Genomic DNA, 16766 nt, shown 5'->3' on the forward strand with positions numbered 1-16766 from the left:
GAGAATAAGCTAAGCAAAGGAGTTAATACGTGATAAGAGATAAAATTCAAACAAAGGAATATTTTCAAGAAAATTTTGAATGGTATTCTAAAACATTACAGCGAAAAATAACTGAATTTCCTGATATAAATCCAGAGTATTATGAGCACCATTTTAGATCTATGGTGATTAATTATGAAGATTTATTAAGAGTTGGCTACTCTCTAGGCAAGGATGTTCAGGAACTCTTTCCTTATTATCAAGGGATCCTCTCAAATTTAAAAGAAGTCGCCTCCGAGGGAGTTTCCTTTTATCGTGCAGTTGATGTCTTTGCCTTGGGAGTTCTCTATAGTGAGCGCAAGGAAGAATTTCTGGATGATTTGAAGGCTATTTATGACCAGATGGACCACACAGATGGCTTGATTGAATACTACATGGTCTATCTATTCCATGATAAGATAGTTCCTTTTCATTCGATTTTAGAGTATCAAAATATGATTGAGGACACTTATGAGAGTGTAGCCAAGGCGCAGGGTTTCTGGTACTATAGCCATTCGGATGCTCCATGGTATAACAACTATACCAAAGATACTTATGTAGGCTACTGGAGTTTTGACACCGCCGCAACCTGCAAGATAAAAGGAATCTACGACGAACGCTTGAAAGATTTGGAGTATTTTCCCTATGATTTGTTGGTGCAGGGAGATTAAGCTAAGAAAAGGAGTTAATACATGATAAGAGATAAAATTCAAACAGAGGAATACTTTCAAGAAGCATTTGAATGGTACTCTCAATGCTTACAGGAAGATATAGATGATTTTGAAAAGGAAAAACCTAAAGATCTCATGAGTCATTTTAGGTTCATGGTCATTAATTATGAAGATTTATTAAGAGTTGGCTACTCTCTAGGCAAGGATGTTCAGGAGCTCTTTCCTTATTACCAAGGGATCCTCTCCAACTTAAAAGAGGCCGCTTCGGAAGGAGTTCCTTTTGACTTGGCGGTTGATATATTTGCCTTGGGAGTTCTCTATAGTGAACGCAAGGAAGAGTTTCTGGATGATTTGAAGGCTATTTATGAGCAGATGGACCACACAGATGGTTTGATTGAATACTACATGGTTTATCTATTCCATGATAAGATAGTTCCTTTTCATTCGATTTTAGAGTATCAAAATATGATTGAAGACACTTATGAGAGTGTAGCTAAGGCGCAGGGCTTCTGGTACTATAGCCACTCGGATGCTCCATGGTATAACAACCATACCAAAGATACTTATGTAGGCTACTGGAGTTTTGACACCGCCGCAACCTGCAAGATAAAAGGAATCTACGACGAGCGCTTGAAAGACCTAGAGTACTTTCCATATGATTTATTGGTGCAGGGAGAATAGAAAACGAAGCTTTTGATCTGAAAGAATAGCTTGATTTCTAGAAAGGGGATAAAGATGAAGATCCATTCAGATGTGATAAATGAATTAATAAATATTGACTTTTTGAAGGAAGAAAGAGAAACAAGTCTACCGATTACTCAGTTAAAGACGGTAAAAGAAGCTGAAAAGAACATTAATAGTTTAAAATGGTAGAATTTTGTATTAGAGAAAGATGGTGATTTTAGTGTTTATCTTTTTAAAAACCATAGTGACATTTATAAACACTGGAATTCACTGGCAAATAATGCAAAAGAGGAAATCATTCCTGAAATTGAAGCACGATTAGACAACCTGATTGCGGAAGGTAAACTGGTAGTATCCATGAAAGATCAGATTGAATTTGATTTCATTGGCTTGGCTATCTATTTGACCATCAAAAAAGAGATTCCTCAAGCTGAGTCAACATTTTTCGATGATTTGTATGCTTTATACCAAGCGGGCTACATTCCTTGTGGTTATACTAAGGGGTACTATAAGGTTTTATAAGGGTATTTTTTCATAGAAGATGGAATGTTCAAGAATGAAATGAATCTTTTGAGAGAAAAAGATATAAAAGTGAGGATTTTTAGGAATATGTGGAGTCCTTATAAATGAGCGAACAATACTTACCAATAAGAGATAGTTTAGGTTATCAGAATGTCAAGCAAGCTTTAGAGAAAATTTTTTCGATTGATCTTGATACGATTGCGATTAATGAAGGAGAAGATGAAAATTTTAATTTTCCGTTCGTCTATAACGGTTATTATATGATAATAGGTATTTCATCAACAGGTAACAATACGCAATTGGAAGCAGGAGAGGGTGGATTATTTAACATTTGGTTTACTAAAACTGATGAAGAGAGATTTTCAGTCACCTTTTTATCCAAGCTTATTGATGATAAGAGTATAAGAAGAGTGTATGGCTGTAATAAAGATTCTATTGAACATACTTTGCGTATACTGAAAGATTTTCTAAACTCAGATAAAGCGGAAGTTTTATTGAAAATATAAAAGGAATGTAGCAATGACACAATTTGAAGATAAATTTATGGAAGTTCAGGCTAGCATGATTTCACTAGCACTGGAATATGTCCAAAATCAAGCAGAAAAAGTATATATTTATTGCATTTCTGAAGAAGCATTGCAATCGTATAAAGTTTTTTATAAGATTAATGGTATTGTAATCGAAATGGATAAAGTTAATGAAGTTGCGACAAAAAAAATAGATGATTCCGATAATATGGCATTCGCTCTATTGGGATATGGAGCTGAAGATATACAAAAATTGATTGATGTTTGCCAAGAGTACAATCGCGAACATCCAACTGAAATGTGGCTTGTATATGATGCACAGAAAAACAGGCTTGAAAGTCGCTATAGCTATGAAGGGCGTTATGACAAGGATGAAGAGTTGCTTCCAAGTCTAGAGTTTGAAAAATGGTTTGAGGAAGTGAAAGGCGAGCAGCAGTAGGAGAATAATATGACACAATTTGAAGATAAATTTATGGAAATCCAGATTGACATGGTTTCATTAGCTATGGAATATGTCCAAAATCAAGCAGAGAAAGTATATATTTATTGCATTTCTGAAGAAGCATTACTTTCTTTTGATGTTTTTTACAAAATTAATGGAGTTTTTGTCAAATTACACAGAGTCAACACTGTTTTGGATACTAAAGTAGATACTTCAAAAAATATGATGGTAGCGGTACAACGCTTTGGTCTTGAAGATATACAGACAATGCTTGATATTTGCCAAGAATACAATCGTGAACACCCAACTGAAATGTGGTTGATTTATGATGCACAGAAAAACAGCCTTGATAGTCGCTATAGTTATGAAGGGCGTTATGACAAGGATGAAGAATTGCTTCCACGTCTAGAGTTTGAAAAATGGTTTGAGGAAGTGAAGAAAAGCACTCAAGCTTAATGCTTAAGACAATCTCTAGTTGAATGATAGAAAAGCAGAGGCAAAATGCTTTCCATGCGACCAAGTGTGTGATGGGGCTGTTTTGAAAAGTAAAACAAAAAGAAAGTTGAAGACAGATGGGGCTGAATTTTGACAAGCATAAAGAACATTTGGAGAAGGATATCCGTGCAGAGCTCCAGAAAAAATTTGGATCTGGTTTTGAAATAGAAGGCATTTCTGATATTGTCTTGAGTTCATACTGCCCGACTTTTCTATTTAAAATCAATCTAGAAGATTATAAAGAAAAATTGGATATTTTAGTAGACGGCAGCGATTTACACTTGAAGTGGGGCGAAAAGCCTACTACATACGGGATACAATACAAGTATCGGCCAGAAACATTGGCGGAAGGACTGGGAAGAATAAAAAACTACCTAGATAAGCCAGAGCAGATTTTTCTTGAACCTCTTACTCCCGAAAATAATTATCTGAAAATACGAGCTATTGAAGCGATGATTGAGAATATTTTTGATGGGAAAACGGAAACGGATAAGTGGGAAAAAACTGCTGAAAAGGGCGAAAATTATCGAGTCATTATTACAAGCATCTTACCTCGCTACAAAGCTTCTTTTACTCTGGAACTGCTAGAACAAGATTTCATTGTGAGAGATATTGTCCCCTTAGATTCTAGTGTAGGAAGTCAAGAATTGCTGCTTGATTGTCCAGTCCAGCTAAATTCCTCTAATTTATCCTCTTTTCTAAGCAAGTGTAAGACTTATTTAGAAGAACATTTAGAAAAAGACAAATCTGGCATAAGTTTTTCTACGGATTCTATGTCTGATTTAGAGCTTATTTTAAAGGCTCCCCTCAGTCTGGATACGGTTGATACAAAGGTTTTAGAAATACAGAAAATTATAGAAGAGCTGTTTTTAGGTAAGATTGAATTTGACAAAACGACGAAGGAAATGGAAGGCGACTCCCTTTATAGGGCATATTTCTTTGTAAGATCTAGATTTTATCGGGTTTCTTTCACGATTACGTTGATTGGACAGCACTTTTACGTCATGGTATCTCTTCCAGATCATCCAGAACTAAGAGAGAAATGGACGTTACGCGGGTATCCCTACAAACTAACCGAGACAAATCTGAAGTTAGTCTTAAAAGAAGTGGTGGGGTATGGTCTAAAACATAAGCCGCAGATTGAAAATGAGGTGGTTCAGGAGATTCAAGCAAGTCAAGAAGTAACTGAACCTACACCAAAAATTCAGACTCAAGAGAGAGAAGCTAAAGACAGTGTGAAAGAGCAGGCAGATAAACGGTCCTACTTAGGATTGAGAAAGCTCTGGAAACTGCAGGTCTTTATTTTCTTTATCTTGATGATTATAGCTTTTGGCTTAGAGATTTATATGGCTAGGTCAGGCTATAAAGCCTTCAAAATGAGGATTCGGTTTAGTTGGGTATCTATGCATAGTTTTTCGTTTTTCTTTCTTACCATGTATGGTTTTTTGACACTCTACCCCAATGGGATGAAGATAAATGAATTTTTGCAGCAGTATTCTCGTTGGAAAGGTTTCCCGACCAAAGGAGTGCCTCTTCCAAAAAAAGAGACTTTGTGGACAATATTAGTCTTGTTGCTGGTTCTACTGCTTGGAGCTATTGATTATTCTGTGCGCAAACCTGAATCAAAAGTTGAAATCCCTAAGTTAAATCAAGAACTATATAGAGGTTTTGACTTAGAAAGAAACTCAGGATGTAGTGATTTGAAAAAGAGCTTATGAGATTCAAGTAGTCAGAATGGAGAAAGTGAAACTTCTACAAAGGGAATAATCTTATCAAGTGGCAAGGGCAGACAGCTTTATTTGATAGAGAATGAAAAAATCCTTTGTGAAAAACCTCTGCAAGCTCTTTCAATTTGTGGTAAAATAAGAGTAACAGAAATTAGAAAAGGAAATAAATTATGAAATTTCTTGAATTAAACAAAAAGCGTCATGCGACTAAGCATTTCAATGACAAACCGGTAGATCCTAAGGATGTCCGTACTGCTATTGAAATTGCGACCTTGGCACCAAGTGCTCACAATAGTCAGCCTTGGAAGTTTGTAGTAGTGCGTGAGCGAAATGAAGCTCTAGCGGGCATTGCTTTTGGCTCTAACCAAGATCAAATCAAGGAAGCTCCAGTGACAATTGCCCTCTTTACAGATACGGATTTGGCTAAGCGGGCACGAAAAATCGCGCGTGTCGCTGGAGTAAGAAATTTTTCTGATGAACAGCTTCAATTTTACATGCAGAATTTGCCAGCTGAATTTGCTCGCTATAACAACCAGCAAAAGAGTGATTACTTAGCCCTTAACGCTGGCTTGGTAGCTATGAACCTTGTTTTAGCCTTGACTGACCAAGGGATTGGCTCCAATATCATCCTAGGATTTGATAAATCAAAAGTCAACGAAGTTTTGGAGATTGATGAGCGTTTCCGTCCGGAACTCTTGATTACCGTTGGTTATACAGATGACAAGCTAGAACCTAGCTATCGGTTACCAGTTGATGAGATTATCGAAAAGCGTTAATAAAGTAAAAAACAGAAATCGTAATTTAATTCAAAATATTCATTTTAAATCAAAGTGTTTTATAGAGGTGAGAAAATGACAATTGATTTTAAAGCAGAAGTTGAAAAACGTAGAGAAGCTCTGTTGGCGGACTTGTCCAGCCTTTTAGAAATTAATTCAGAGCGGGATGATTCAAAGGCAGACAAGGATCATCCTTTTGGACCGGGTCCTGTAAAGGCCTTGCATAAGTTCTTGGAAATTGCTGAACGCGATGGTTACCCGACTCAAAATGTGGACAATTATGCTGGTCACTTTACTTTTGGTGAAGGAGAAGAAGAACTGGGAATCTTTGCCCATATGGATGTGGTACCTGCTGGAAGCGGTTGGGATACAGACCCTTATACACCGACGATTAAGGATGGCCGTCTTTATGCCCGTGGTTCTAGTGATGACAAGGGACCAACTATGGCATGTTACTACGGCTTGAAAATCATCAAAGACTTGGGCTTGCCGGTTTCTAAGCGCGTGCGCTTTGTAGTGGGGACAGATGAGGAGTCTGGCTGGAAAGACATGGAGTATTACTTTGCTCATGTAGGCCTGCCTGAGCCTGATTTTGGCTTCTCGCCAGACGCTGAATTCCCGATTATCAATGGCGAAAAAGGAAATATCACAGAGTACCTGCATTTTGCTGGTGAAAATGCTGGTGCAGCACGCCTGCATAGCTTTACTGGCGGCTTGCGGGAGAACATGGTACCTGAGTCTGGTACAGCCATCGTATCAGGTCAATTGCCAAATCTAGTTGATAAATTGGAGCAGTTTGCTAAGGAAAATGGGCTAGACTTTACTTATGAAGAACTAGCTGGTGGCCAAGTCACTGTGACCATTATCGGTAAGTCTGCGCACGGTGCTTCTCCTCAGTCTGGTGTCAATGGTGCAACCTATTTAGCCAAATTCCTAACGCAGTTTGACTTTGCTGGACCAGCTAAGGATTACCTAGATGTGGCTGGAAATATTCTCCTAAATGACCATGAGGGTAAGAACTTGAAGATTGCTCATGTGGATGAGAAGATGGGGGCTTTATCAATGAATGCTGGCGTTTTCCGCTTTGACGAAAACAAGGCTGGCAATACAATTGCCCTCAATATTCGCTATCCTAAGGGAACTAGTCCAGAAGCCATTCAAAATGTTTTAGAGCAGTTGCCAGTTACCAAAGTGACCTTGTCTGAGCATGGGCATACTCCTCACTATGTACCGATGGAAGATCCGTTGGTGCAGACTTTGCTGGCTGTTTATGAAAAACAAACAGGGCTGAAAGGTCATGAGCAAGTGATCGGTGGTGGTACCTTTGGACGCCTTTTGAAACGTGGTGTCGCTTACGGCGCTATGTTCCCAGACTATATCGATACTATGCATCAAGCCAATGAATTTATCGATGTTGAAGATCTATTCCGTGCAGCTGCTATCTATGCGGAAGCTATCTACGAATTGATCAAATAAAATAAGAACTCATTTGGCTATGCCAGGTGAGTTTCTTTTCAAGGAAGGAGATATTATGCGGACAATAGAAGATATTACCAAGGCCATTATAGCTGACCCACAGAATCAAACTTTCACAGAGCAGGGCATTAAGCCACTCTTTGCGGCGCCCAAGAATGCTCGGATTAACATTGTCGGTCAAGCGCCGGGGCTGAAAACCCAGCAGGCAGGGCTTTACTGGAAGGATAAGAGTGGCGACCGGCTGAGAGAATGGCTGGGAGTTGATGAAGAAACTTTCTATCAGTCTGGTTATTTTGCGGTTTTGCCCATGGATTTTTATTTCCCCGGGCATGGTAAGTCTGGAGATTTACCGCCTCGTAAAGGCTTTGCTGAAAAATGGCATCAGCCAATTTTAGAGCTCCTACCAGATATTGAGTTGACTATCTTGATTGGTCAGTATGCGCAGAAATACTATCTGCAGCAAAAAGGAAATGTCAAACTGACCGAGACGGTTCAGCATTATCAAGACTACCTGCCAGACTTTTTTCCCTTGGTACACCCATCGCCCCGCAATCAAATCTGGATGGCGAAAAATCCTTGGTTTGAGGCAGAGGTAGTGCCAGAATTGCAAGCATTGGTACAAAAGGTTATTCATCAATAAAGGGGGAAAACTATGGATGCTTATCAACAAGTGGCTAATAAGTTGCAAGAGTTGGGGATCACCTTTGATGTAGTGGAGCACCTACCTGCATTCACCACAGAGCAAGCTGACGCCTTTATCGAAGGAATTGAAGGAGTCCGGACTAAGTCTATGTTTTTGACCAATAAGAAGAAAACTCAATATTATCTTCTGATTATGGATGACAAGAAAAGTTTGGATATGGACCTATTTAAAGAGCTGGTTTCAGCCAACCGTATTCGCATGGCTTCAGCGGAATCCCTCTATGAAAAAATGCAGCTACCACCAGGAACAGTATCGCCTTTTGGTTTGTTAAATAATGAAGAAAAAGATATTCAAGTTTATTTTGATAAGGACATTGTATCAGAGGATATCATGACTTTCCATCCCAATACCAATGAAAAGACGATTTTTGTCGCCACCCAAGATCTTTTTAAGTTCCTGGCTCATCTGGGCTATGATTATCAGATTTTGGAACTTTAATTTTTAAAAATGCTGTGGGGCTTCTTGCCTTGCAGTATTTTTCTTGACACAAAAACGTTAGGAAAATTATCATTCTTCTCAAAGAGCAAGAGAAGAAGAGAAATAGAAAAAAGCCTGAGTGATATTCAGGCTTTCTTGGATAGATTGAATAGAGTTTTTAGTTGGATGCTTGAGTGCTGGACTCTGTTGTTGTATGCTGGTCTTGGCTTGTCGAACTGCTGTCAGTGGAAGTAGTTGTATGGCTCGTATTCGTTTCTGCGCTTGAGGAGCTTGATGATGTTTCGGTCTCAGTAGCAGCAGAGGTTTCTGTTGGAGTCGAGCTAACAGATGTCGATTCCTTTTCTACTTCCTTGATAATGGTAGTAGTCGTTGTCGAGCTACCTGTATCAGTTTTTGATTTTGAGTCATTGTTGTTCATAAGGTTCATGATGGTAAAGCAAGCAATGACGATTGAAAGAAGACTGGCAATTGTAGCAATAGTCTTTTGTAGGGCAGAAAAGCCAGTTTTGATATGCTGACTAGCTGGTTTTCGATTTGAAGTGCTGTTATTTTTTTCTTTGCGAGAATAGTTTTCCATGTAAAAGTCGCTCCTTTTCGTTCTTAATTTATTATACGTCTTTTATTTAGAAAAGTCTTCCAAAAATTTGAAAATTTCAAATGAAAACGTACACAAAAGATAAATAACAACAGCTCTAAAAGGCGGAGAGATAAGCCTCTTAGAGCTGTCAGTTTTATCAAAATGTTAGAGCTGTTTTGGTGTCGTTTCAGAGTCAAAGGCAGCTTGAGCCACGGCTAGCCGAGCAGCTGGGACTCGATAAGGGGAGCAAGAGACATAAGTGACTCCTATTTCTTGTAAGAAAGGAATGGAAGCCGGATCACCGCCAACTTCACCACAAACTCCGATGGATAGGTTTGGCTCTACTTGGCGAGCTTTTTCAATCGCCAATTTCATCAATTGGCCGACACATTCTTGGTCAAGGCTTTGGAAGGGATCCTGAGTGAGCAACTTTTTCTCTTTATAATCATTGAGGAATTTTCCGATATCATCCCTTGAAAAGCCAAAAGTCATCTGGGTCAAGTCATTGGTTCCAAAGCTGAAGAAGTCAGCTTCTTGAGCCAGCTGATCAGCAATGAAGCAGGCTCTCGGAAGTTCGATCATGGTTCCGATATCATATGGGATTGGATGGCATTGATACTTTTTGAAAATCCATTCGATATGCTTGGTGAGCAACTCTTTTAGATAGATAAGCTCTGATTTCGTAGCAATAAACGGGATCATAATTTCAGGACGCACTGGATTTCCTTCTTGCTGCAGTCGAATGGCGCTGCTAAAGATAGCTTCTATTTGCATCTTATAGATATCTGGCAAGGTGATTCCCAAACGACAGCCGCGATGACCTAGCATAGGATTTGTTTCTTGCAATTGTGTGATTTTTCTTTCTAGTTGACTGGCCTTTTTATTGAGCTTTTCAGCCAGCAGGGCAATTTCAAGTTGGTCTTTAGGGAGAAATTCGTGCATTGGAGGATCCAATAGACGGACAATCATGGGTTTTTCATCAACAGTCTGGAACATCTGATAGAAGTCTTCAGCTTGGTAATCGAGGAGATGGGCAAGTGCCTCTAGTCTTTCTATCTCATTTTCGGCCAGAATTAATTTCCTCATTTGCAGGATTCTTTCCTCACCGAAAAACATATGCTCGGTTCTTGCTAGTCCAATGCCTTGTGCACCAAAGCTAATAGCGGTTTGCAAATCGTGGATTGTTTCAGCATTGGCGCGGACGGAGAGTTTCGCAACTTCATCAGCCCAAGTCAGCAAGAGCTGCAGGTCCTGATCATTTTCTACTGAAACAGTCGGGATTTGCCCCAGATAAAGAAAACCAGTCCGACCATCTACGGATAGAATATCTCCTTCATTAAGCAAGATATCTCCGCACTGGATGGTCTTGCTATCCTCTTGGACAAGCAGATCTCCACATCCTGCGACACAGCAAGTTCCCATCCCTCGGGCGACAACTGCCGCGTGTGAGGTCATTCCACCTTGGCTAGTGACGATTGCTTGGCTGACAACCATTCCTTCTATATCTTCGGGAGAGGTTTCTTGTCGAACCAGCACAACTTTTTCGCCAGCTTCATGTAGTTCTTTGGCTCGCTTGGCAGTAAAGACAATTTTTCCTGTTGCAGCACCGGGACTGGCTGGCAATCCTTGCGCTAAAATTGTCGCTTGCTGGAGCTTATTCTCATCAAAGACTGGGTGAATCAGCTGATTGATATGAGCAGGGCTAATCCGACGGATAGCCTCGCACTTGTCGATCTTGCCTTCTTCTACTAATTGTAGAGCGATTTTCAAAGCAGCCTTGACCGTTCGCTTACCATTACGGGTTTGCAGGATATAGAGCTTGCCCTTTTCGATTGTAAATTCGATATCCTGCATATCTTTATAGTGATCTTCAAGGATGTGAGCATATTCTTGAAAAGCAGCATAGGATTCTGGCATCTTTTCTTGCAGATGTTGAATGGGCTCAGGCGTGCGTATACCAGCCACGACATCCTCTCCTTGGGCATTTAAAAGGAATTCGCCAAAGAGGCCTTTTTGACCAGTTGCTGGATTTCGAGTGAAGACAACTCCAGTTCCACTTTCTTGATCAAAGTTGCCAAAGACCATGACTTGAACATTAACGGCGGTTCCCAAATCTTCTGGAATCTGATTGAGCTTGCGATAGACCTGGGCCCGTGGGTTATTCCAAGAGCGGAAAACGGCTTTGATAGCAGCGAAGAGTTGTTCCTTAGGATTTTGAGGAAAAGTCTGATAATGCTCGCGATAGAGCTGCTTGTACTGATCAATGAGAGCTTGGTGCTCTTCCAAACTAAAGTCGTTGGCAGTCTTACCAGCATTCTTCTCAAAATAGGAGAGCAACCGATCGAAATCCTCTTTGGGAATTTGGAAAACGACATCTGCATACATCTGGAGCAGCCTGCGGTAGCAATTATAGGCAAAAGCCATATTGGTTTTGGAAGCCAAGGTTTGGGTTCGCAGGTCATTTAGTCCTAAGTTTAAAATCGTATCCATCATACCAGGCATAGAAAACTTGGCACCACTACGCACAGAGACTAGCAGTTGCTCCTCTTCGTTTCCTGAGAAGTATTGGCCGGTTTTTTGCTCTAGTTCGGAAATAGCCTGCAAAACATTCTCTCTTAATTTTTCTTCAAAAAAATAGGGGCTGTTTAAAAAATGAATACAGGCTTCCGTCGTAATGGTAAATCCTGGCGGAACTGGCAGTCCTAAATTGGTCATTTCAGCCAGATTGGCCCCTTTACCACCCAGAAGAGCATTTTGTTCGGCTCGTCCTTCCTCAAAGGAATAAATCCATTTCGTCATATCTTACCTCCAAATAGACAAAAATGTGTCATATATATCTTATTTATATTCTAATATACATCATATATATTTGTCAATGGAAAAAACATCCTGTTTTGTTGACAATGTGCAATTTTTTTGTCATAATGTGTTACAAAATGATTATTATTTGGATATATTGAAATTTAATATGAGCAATATTTCCTCGATTTTAAGCGAAATCAGGCTAATCATCTATATAAAGAACGAAGGAGTCAGACCTATTTGAAATTAAGTGAACGGCAAAAGAAAATTGTAGAAATTGTAAAAGAACACCAGCCACTCAGTGGTGAGAAAATCTCTGAATTACTAGATATTTCTCGGGCGACTCTGCGCTCGGATCTGTCTTTTCTGACCTTGGTTGGGATTTTAAAAGCTACGCCTAAAGTTGGTTACACATACTCGGGCTCAGATTTAGAGACGCTTTTCTTTTTCGATACCTTTCGAAAGGAAGTGGCAGAGATCATGACATCACCTGTTTTGGTATCTCATGATTCTTTTATTCAAGATGCCATTATCACCTTATTTATGTATGATGCGGATGTTCTCTATGTCATTGATGAGCATAAGCTGCTCTTGGGGATTTTGTCGCGTAAAGACTTGCTGCGGGCTTCGCTCAATACTAACATTGACAGCACTCCTGTAGCGGTTTGCATGACCCGAATGCCTCATATCAAGACTTGCTACAAGGATATGAATATTTTGGAAGCAGCAGCAGTTTTGCAGGATTTTGCGATTGATTCGCTGCCCGTAGTAGATGAGGATAATGAACGTAGAATTTTAGGAACTGTGACCAAGTCAGCCTTGCTGGATTATATTATTCAAGAGGCCAGAAGCGCTGAGGTTAAGAGATAAGAGGAATGAACATGAAGAAAGAAATTATTGTTTACAGCATTTCAGATTCTTTGGGGGGGACTTCGCAGAAGCTATTGTCTGCAGTAACAGCCCAGTACCCAGATATTATTTTTAATAACAGCTATCGTTTCCCGTTTATCAATAAGGAAGAAGAATTGCTGGATATTCTGCGCGATGCCATAAAGGACGATGCCCTTGTCATCAGCACTCTGGTCGATGGCAAGCTAGCAGCTGTAGCTAGGGAGTTCAGTCAGGCAAATGGTCTTGCTTATCTGGATTTGATGCACCCATTTTTTGAAATTATCAGGGAGAAGACAGGCACCAGTCCAATAGAGGTGCCGGGTACCTTGCACCGCCTGGACACTGAGTATTTTAATAAAATCTCCGCTATTGAGTTTGCGGTCAAATACGACGATGGCAAGGCGCCACAAGGATTTTTAGATTCAGATTTAGTCCTCTTAGGAGTTTCTCGCACCTCCAAAACGCCGCTTAGCATTTACCTCGCGAATAAAGGCTACAAGGTTTCCAACTTGCCTTTGATTCCAGAAGTTCCTCTGCCTCAGGTTTTGGACAAGGTTGATCCGGAGCGGATTATCGGCCTTTTATGTGAACCAGAAACACTGTCTAAGATTCGCAGTAATCGCTTGAATTCTCTAGGTTTGGTTCAGGCGACGAGCTACACAGATTTAGACAAGATCTACCAAGAACTGGGCTACTCGAAAGAAGTCTTCAAAAAGTATCGGGCTCATGTCATCAATATCACCGATAAATCAATCGAGGAGACGGCTTTCTTGATTGAAGAACATTTGAAGAAATTGAGATAAGAGATAGAAAATTAGAAAAATCGGTTATTGAGTGAGGGCTGAATATGGAGCAATATAAGCGTATTTTACTGAAAGAATTTGATTCTCGCCAGAAAGTCATTACAGAGCTGACCAACCTAGAGGCAATTTTGAACCTGCCCAAAGGAACGGAGCTGTATATCAGTGACATTCACGGGGAGTTTGCTGCTTTTGACTATATTTTGAGAAGTTGCGCGGGCATCCTTAATGAGAAGATTAAGGACTGTTTTGGAGACAGCTTGTCAGAAGCTCACAAAGACCGCTTGTCAGCGCTGGTTTCCTATCCTGAGCTTGTGTTGGGGGAAGAAACTAAAGGCCAAGACTGGTATCAAGAAACTATTCCCCAACTCTTGAACTTACTGGCTTTTGCAGGTTCGAAATACAGTCGGTCCAAGGTCAGAAAGGCCTTGCCGCCACAGTATGCCTATATTATCGAGGAACTCCTCTATAGCGATAGGGCTCTAGCCGATAAAAAGTCCTATTTTGAGAATATCCTGACTTATGTGATTGAATTGCGGGAAGCGGTGCCTTTTATTCTAGGTTTGGCTCGAAGTATTCGGCAGCTGTTGATCGACCATCTGCATGTGGTTGGAGATATTTTTGACCGAGGAGCTGGTAGTGCTCAGGTCATGGATGAACTGCAGCGTTTTCACTCGCTGGATATTCAGTGGGGCAATCACGATATTATCTGGATGGGGGCTTTTTTTGGCTCTAAGGCCTGCTTGCTCAATGTGCTACGTATTGCGGCTCGCTATGGCTATCTCTGGGATATCGAGAAAGATTATGGTTTAAATCTGCGCTCCTTGACTCTTTTTGCGGACAAGACTTACCAGTCTAATCCTAAGTTTAGACCCATTCTAGGCGGCAGAGAGCAGGAGTTTTTAGATGAGGAAATTCTGCAGCTGGAAAAGGTTCACCAAGCGCTGTCGATCATCCAGTTCAAGTTGGAAACTCAGCTGATTAGAAGACGGCCTGAATTCCAGATGCAGGACCATATTATGCTGGATAAGATTGATTATTGGGAAGAAAGCATTACGATTGACGATACCAAGCATATGCTAGTTAACACCTGCTTCCAAACCATAAATCCAGAAAATCCGCCAGCCTTAACACCAGAAGAAAATCAAGCTGTAGACAGCATGCTGGCCTCATTCCAAAGTTCTCTTAAGATGGCGGAGCATATGAGCCTTCTGATGAACAAGGGCTCTATGTATAAGATTTACAACCAGCACTTGCTTTTCCATGGCTGCATTCCTCTGGAGCCGTCAGGAGAATTTCAGCCTTTCATTCTCAATCAAGCCCATTATGCGGGCAAGGAATTGCTGGATTTCTTTGAGTATCATATTCGGCAGTCGGCCAAGAACAAGGAAGTGGGTGATGATTTGTCAACTGACTTGATTTGGTATTGCTGGAAAGGCAAGCTGTCGCCCCTGTTTGGCAAAGAAAAGATGACCACCTTGGAGCGCTATTTCATTGAAGATAAGGACACCCACAAGGAAGTGGAAAATTCTTATTTTTCTTATCGTAATTCTGAGAAAGTATGCCAGCTGATTTTGGAAGAATTTGGTCTCTTTTCTCCAGAGTCTAGGATGGTCAATGGTCATACTCCGGTTAAGATGGGCAAGGGAGAGTCGCCTATCCGTGGTGGCGGTCTGCTCTTTGTCATTGATGGTGGCCTCTGCAAGGCCTATCAAAAGAAGACTGGAACGGCCGGCTATTCACTGCTCAATAATTCCTATGGTTTCCAGCTGGTGACCCATCAGCCTTTCCAAAATGCTCAAAAAGTCGTGGAATCGCCATTTGCTCAGACCTCCTTGAAAAAGGTAATTGAAAATGTAGAGGAACGAACCCTCATCAAATCTACTACCATCGGTCAGAGCTTGTTAGCTCAACAACAGGAACTCTTTAGCTTGCTGCATGAGTTTTACGACCGGTGAAGCTTCGTCCTAAGTTCTATAACAGAATTTAGGGCTTTTTCTTTCTTGTTCCTATCCTCGTTTCGTGTTACAATAGGAGTATTGATTTTTACTGATAAATACAGAGGAAAAAGATGATTTATTTAGATAATTCAGCGACGACCAAGCCCTATCCAGAAGCGCTAGCTACTTACACAGAAGTGGCTTCTAAAATCTGGGGCAATCCTTCCAGCCTGCATAGTTTGGGTAGTCAGGCGACCCGTCTCTTAGAAGCTTCTCGCAGGCAAATAGCAGAGCTTTTAGGCAAGTCTTCGTCGGAGATTTTTTTTACGTCTGGCGGGACAGAAGGGGACAACTGGGTGCTTAAGGGAGTAGCTTTTGAAAAGATTCCCTTTGGTAAACACATTATCGTATCCAACATCGAGCATCCTGCGATCAAGGAGTCAGCTATCTGGTTGCAGAATCAGGGATTTGAAGTCGATTTTGCTCCAGTTGATAAGGTAGGTTTTGTCGATGTAGACAAGCTGGCAGAGTTGATTCGACCAGACACCACTCTGATCTCTATCATGGCTGTCAACAACGAAATCGGCAGTATTCAGCCTATCCAGCAAATATCCGAACTGCTAGCAGACAAGCCAACCATTTCCTTTCATGTGGATGCTGTGCAGGCTGTAACGAAGATTCCGACAGCTGCTTATCTGACGGATCGCGTGGATTTTGCAACCTTCTCCAGTCACAAATTTCACGGTCTTCGGGGCGTAGGATTTGTCTATATCAAGTCTGGCAAGAAAATCAGTCCCCTCTTGACCGGTGGCGGTCAGGAGTCTGACAAACGCTCAACGACAGAGAATCTCGCCGGCATTGCAGCGACAGCCAAGGCTCTGCGTTTATCCATGGAAAAGCAAGAAGTATTTGCCCAGCGGACGGCTCAGATGAAGAAGATTATTCTTGAAGAGCTGCAGAAGTATCCAGATGTGGTGGTCTTCTCAGGCTTGGAAGATTTTGCTCCCCATATCCTGACCTTTGGTATCAAGGGAGTGCGGGGTGAAGTCGTCGTCCATGCTTTTGAAGACTACGAGATTTATATCTCGACGACCAGCGCATGCTCTTCTAAGGCTGGTAAGCCAGCAGGTACGCTGATTGCTATGGGGGTCGAAAAGTCTCTCGCTCAAACTGCTGTCCGTATCAGTTTGGATCTTGATAATGATATGAGCCAGATGGAGCAATTTTTGACAACTTTTAAAATCATTTACGAAAAAACCAGAAAAGTAAGGTAAACA

At 40.9% G+C, this 16766-nt stretch carries 17 protein-coding genes; 15 read left to right on the top strand and 2 right to left on the bottom strand.

The annotated features are described in order from the left end of the window. The first annotated feature begins 29 nt into the window (after positions 1–29). The 11 genes from FZ941_RS00755 to FZ941_RS00805 all read left to right on the top strand — a co-directional run bounded on the left by FZ941_RS00755 (position 30) and on the right by FZ941_RS00805 (position 8479). Complete coding sequence (locus tag FZ941_RS00755) at positions 30–689, top strand: PoNe immunity protein domain-containing protein (RefSeq protein ID WP_148886466.1); 660 nt, start codon at positions 30–32, stop codon at positions 687–689. Between the two features lie 21 nt (positions 690–710). Then, a complete protein-coding gene (locus FZ941_RS00760) occupies positions 711–1370 on the top strand; it encodes a PoNe immunity protein domain-containing protein (protein WP_148886467.1) in 660 nt (219 codons plus the stop codon). Between the two features lie 360 nt (positions 1371–1730). After that, positions 1731–1895 (top strand): hypothetical protein, encoded by a 165-nt coding sequence (locus tag FZ941_RS10685; RefSeq protein ID WP_262366258.1) that lies wholly within the window; start codon positions 1731–1733, stop codon positions 1893–1895. Positions 1896–1999: 104 nt separating this feature from the next. Further along, on the top strand, positions 2000–2401 hold the full coding sequence (locus FZ941_RS00770; protein ID WP_148886468.1) for a hypothetical protein: 402 nt from the start codon (positions 2000–2002) through the stop codon (positions 2399–2401). 13 nt (positions 2402–2414) lie between these two features. After that, positions 2415–2861, top strand: coding sequence for a hypothetical protein (locus FZ941_RS00775; RefSeq protein WP_148886469.1), 447 nt, complete (start codon positions 2415–2417; stop codon positions 2859–2861). A gap of 9 nt (positions 2862–2870) precedes the next feature. Further along, positions 2871–3320, top strand: coding sequence for a hypothetical protein (locus tag FZ941_RS00780; RefSeq protein WP_148886470.1), 450 nt, complete (start codon positions 2871–2873; stop codon positions 3318–3320). Positions 3321–3436: 116 nt separating this feature from the next. Further along, positions 3437–5077 carry a hypothetical protein gene (locus FZ941_RS00785; RefSeq protein ID WP_148886471.1) on the top strand — a complete coding sequence of 547 codons (1641 nt, stop codon included), beginning with the start codon at positions 3437–3439 and terminating at the stop codon, positions 5075–5077. Between the two features lie 179 nt (positions 5078–5256). After that, a complete protein-coding gene (locus tag FZ941_RS00790) occupies positions 5257–5862 on the top strand; it encodes a nitroreductase family protein (RefSeq protein ID WP_148886472.1) in 606 nt (201 codons plus the stop codon). Between the two features lie 75 nt (positions 5863–5937). Then, complete coding sequence (pepV, locus tag FZ941_RS00795) at positions 5938–7338, top strand: dipeptidase PepV (protein WP_148886473.1); 1401 nt, start codon at positions 5938–5940, stop codon at positions 7336–7338. Between the two features lie 55 nt (positions 7339–7393). Further along, entirely contained in the window at positions 7394–7978 is a 585-nt protein-coding gene (locus FZ941_RS00800; protein WP_148886474.1) for a uracil-DNA glycosylase family protein, read from the top strand. Positions 7979–7990: 12 nt separating this feature from the next. After that, entirely contained in the window at positions 7991–8479 is a 489-nt protein-coding gene (locus tag FZ941_RS00805) for a prolyl-tRNA synthetase associated domain-containing protein (protein WP_148886475.1), read from the top strand. A gap of 157 nt (positions 8480–8636) precedes the next feature. On the opposite strand, the gene FZ941_RS00810 is transcribed toward FZ941_RS00805, so the two are convergent. Both FZ941_RS00810 and ppdK read right to left on the bottom strand, forming a co-directional pair. After that, the gene (locus FZ941_RS00810; protein ID WP_148886476.1) at positions 8637–9056 is read right to left on the bottom strand and encodes a DUF6556 family protein; all 420 of its coding nucleotides are present in this window, start codon (positions 9054–9056) and stop codon (positions 8637–8639) included. Between the two features lie 165 nt (positions 9057–9221). Next, complete coding sequence (ppdK, locus tag FZ941_RS00815; protein ID WP_148886477.1) at positions 9222–11855, bottom strand: pyruvate, phosphate dikinase; 2634 nt, start codon at positions 11853–11855, stop codon at positions 9222–9224. A gap of 243 nt (positions 11856–12098) precedes the next feature. On the opposite strand from ppdK, the gene FZ941_RS00820 reads away from it, so the two are divergent. The 4 genes from FZ941_RS00820 to FZ941_RS00835 all read left to right on the top strand — a co-directional run bounded on the left by FZ941_RS00820 (position 12099) and on the right by FZ941_RS00835 (position 16763). After that, the gene (locus FZ941_RS00820; RefSeq protein WP_148886478.1) at positions 12099–12728 is read left to right on the top strand and encodes a CBS domain-containing protein; all 630 of its coding nucleotides are present in this window, start codon (positions 12099–12101) and stop codon (positions 12726–12728) included. Positions 12729–12733: 5 nt separating this feature from the next. Then, the gene (locus FZ941_RS00825) at positions 12734–13552 is read left to right on the top strand and encodes a pyruvate, water dikinase regulatory protein (protein ID WP_148886479.1); all 819 of its coding nucleotides are present in this window, start codon (positions 12734–12736) and stop codon (positions 13550–13552) included. A 44-nt stretch (positions 13553–13596) separates the two neighbouring features. Then, on the top strand, positions 13597–15507 hold the full coding sequence (locus FZ941_RS00830) for a fructose-1,6-bisphosphatase (protein WP_148886480.1): 1911 nt from the start codon (positions 13597–13599) through the stop codon (positions 15505–15507). 113 nt (positions 15508–15620) lie between these two features. Continuing rightward, positions 15621–16763, top strand: a complete 1143-nt coding sequence (locus FZ941_RS00835; protein WP_148886481.1) for a cysteine desulfurase family protein — start codon at positions 15621–15623, stop codon at positions 16761–16763. The last annotated feature ends 3 nt before the right edge of the window (positions 16764–16766 follow it).

The sequence above is a fragment of the Streptococcus sp. Marseille-P6264 genome (assembly GCF_902460355.1).
In the GTDB taxonomy this organism is placed as follows: domain Bacteria; phylum Bacillota; class Bacilli; order Lactobacillales; family Streptococcaceae; genus Streptococcus.

What these genes read in the sequence shown, in the direction of transcription:
- FZ941_RS00790 (WP_148886472.1), top strand. Translation starts at nt 5,257, where the DNA reads ATGAAATTTCTTGAATTAAACAAAAAGCGTCATGCGACTAAGCATTTC.
- FZ941_RS00805 (WP_148886475.1), top strand. Translation starts at nt 7,991, where the DNA reads ATGGATGCTTATCAACAAGTGGCTAATAAGTTGCAAGAGTTGGGGATC.
- FZ941_RS10685 (WP_262366258.1), top strand. Translation starts at nt 1,731, where the DNA reads ATGAAAGATCAGATTGAATTTGATTTCATTGGCTTGGCTATCTATTTG.
- pepV (WP_148886473.1), top strand. Translation starts at nt 5,938, where the DNA reads ATGACAATTGATTTTAAAGCAGAAGTTGAAAAACGTAGAGAAGCTCTG.
- FZ941_RS00770 (WP_148886468.1), top strand. Translation starts at nt 2,000, where the DNA reads ATGAGCGAACAATACTTACCAATAAGAGATAGTTTAGGTTATCAGAAT.
- FZ941_RS00835 (WP_148886481.1), top strand. Translation starts at nt 15,621, where the DNA reads ATGATTTATTTAGATAATTCAGCGACGACCAAGCCCTATCCAGAAGCG.
- ppdK (WP_148886477.1), bottom strand. Translation starts at nt 11,855, where the DNA reads ATGACGAAATGGATTTATTCCTTTGAGGAAGGACGAGCCGAACAAAAT.
- FZ941_RS00800 (WP_148886474.1), top strand. Translation starts at nt 7,394, where the DNA reads ATGCGGACAATAGAAGATATTACCAAGGCCATTATAGCTGACCCACAG.
- FZ941_RS00785 (WP_148886471.1), top strand. Translation starts at nt 3,437, where the DNA reads ATGGGGCTGAATTTTGACAAGCATAAAGAACATTTGGAGAAGGATATC.
- FZ941_RS00780 (WP_148886470.1), top strand. Translation starts at nt 2,871, where the DNA reads ATGACACAATTTGAAGATAAATTTATGGAAATCCAGATTGACATGGTT.
- FZ941_RS00810 (WP_148886476.1), bottom strand. Translation starts at nt 9,056, where the DNA reads ATGGAAAACTATTCTCGCAAAGAAAAAAATAACAGCACTTCAAATCGA.
- FZ941_RS00825 (WP_148886479.1), top strand. Translation starts at nt 12,734, where the DNA reads ATGAACATGAAGAAAGAAATTATTGTTTACAGCATTTCAGATTCTTTG.
- FZ941_RS00830 (WP_148886480.1), top strand. Translation starts at nt 13,597, where the DNA reads ATGGAGCAATATAAGCGTATTTTACTGAAAGAATTTGATTCTCGCCAG.
- FZ941_RS00760 (WP_148886467.1), top strand. Translation starts at nt 711, where the DNA reads ATGATAAGAGATAAAATTCAAACAGAGGAATACTTTCAAGAAGCATTT.
- FZ941_RS00775 (WP_148886469.1), top strand. Translation starts at nt 2,415, where the DNA reads ATGACACAATTTGAAGATAAATTTATGGAAGTTCAGGCTAGCATGATT.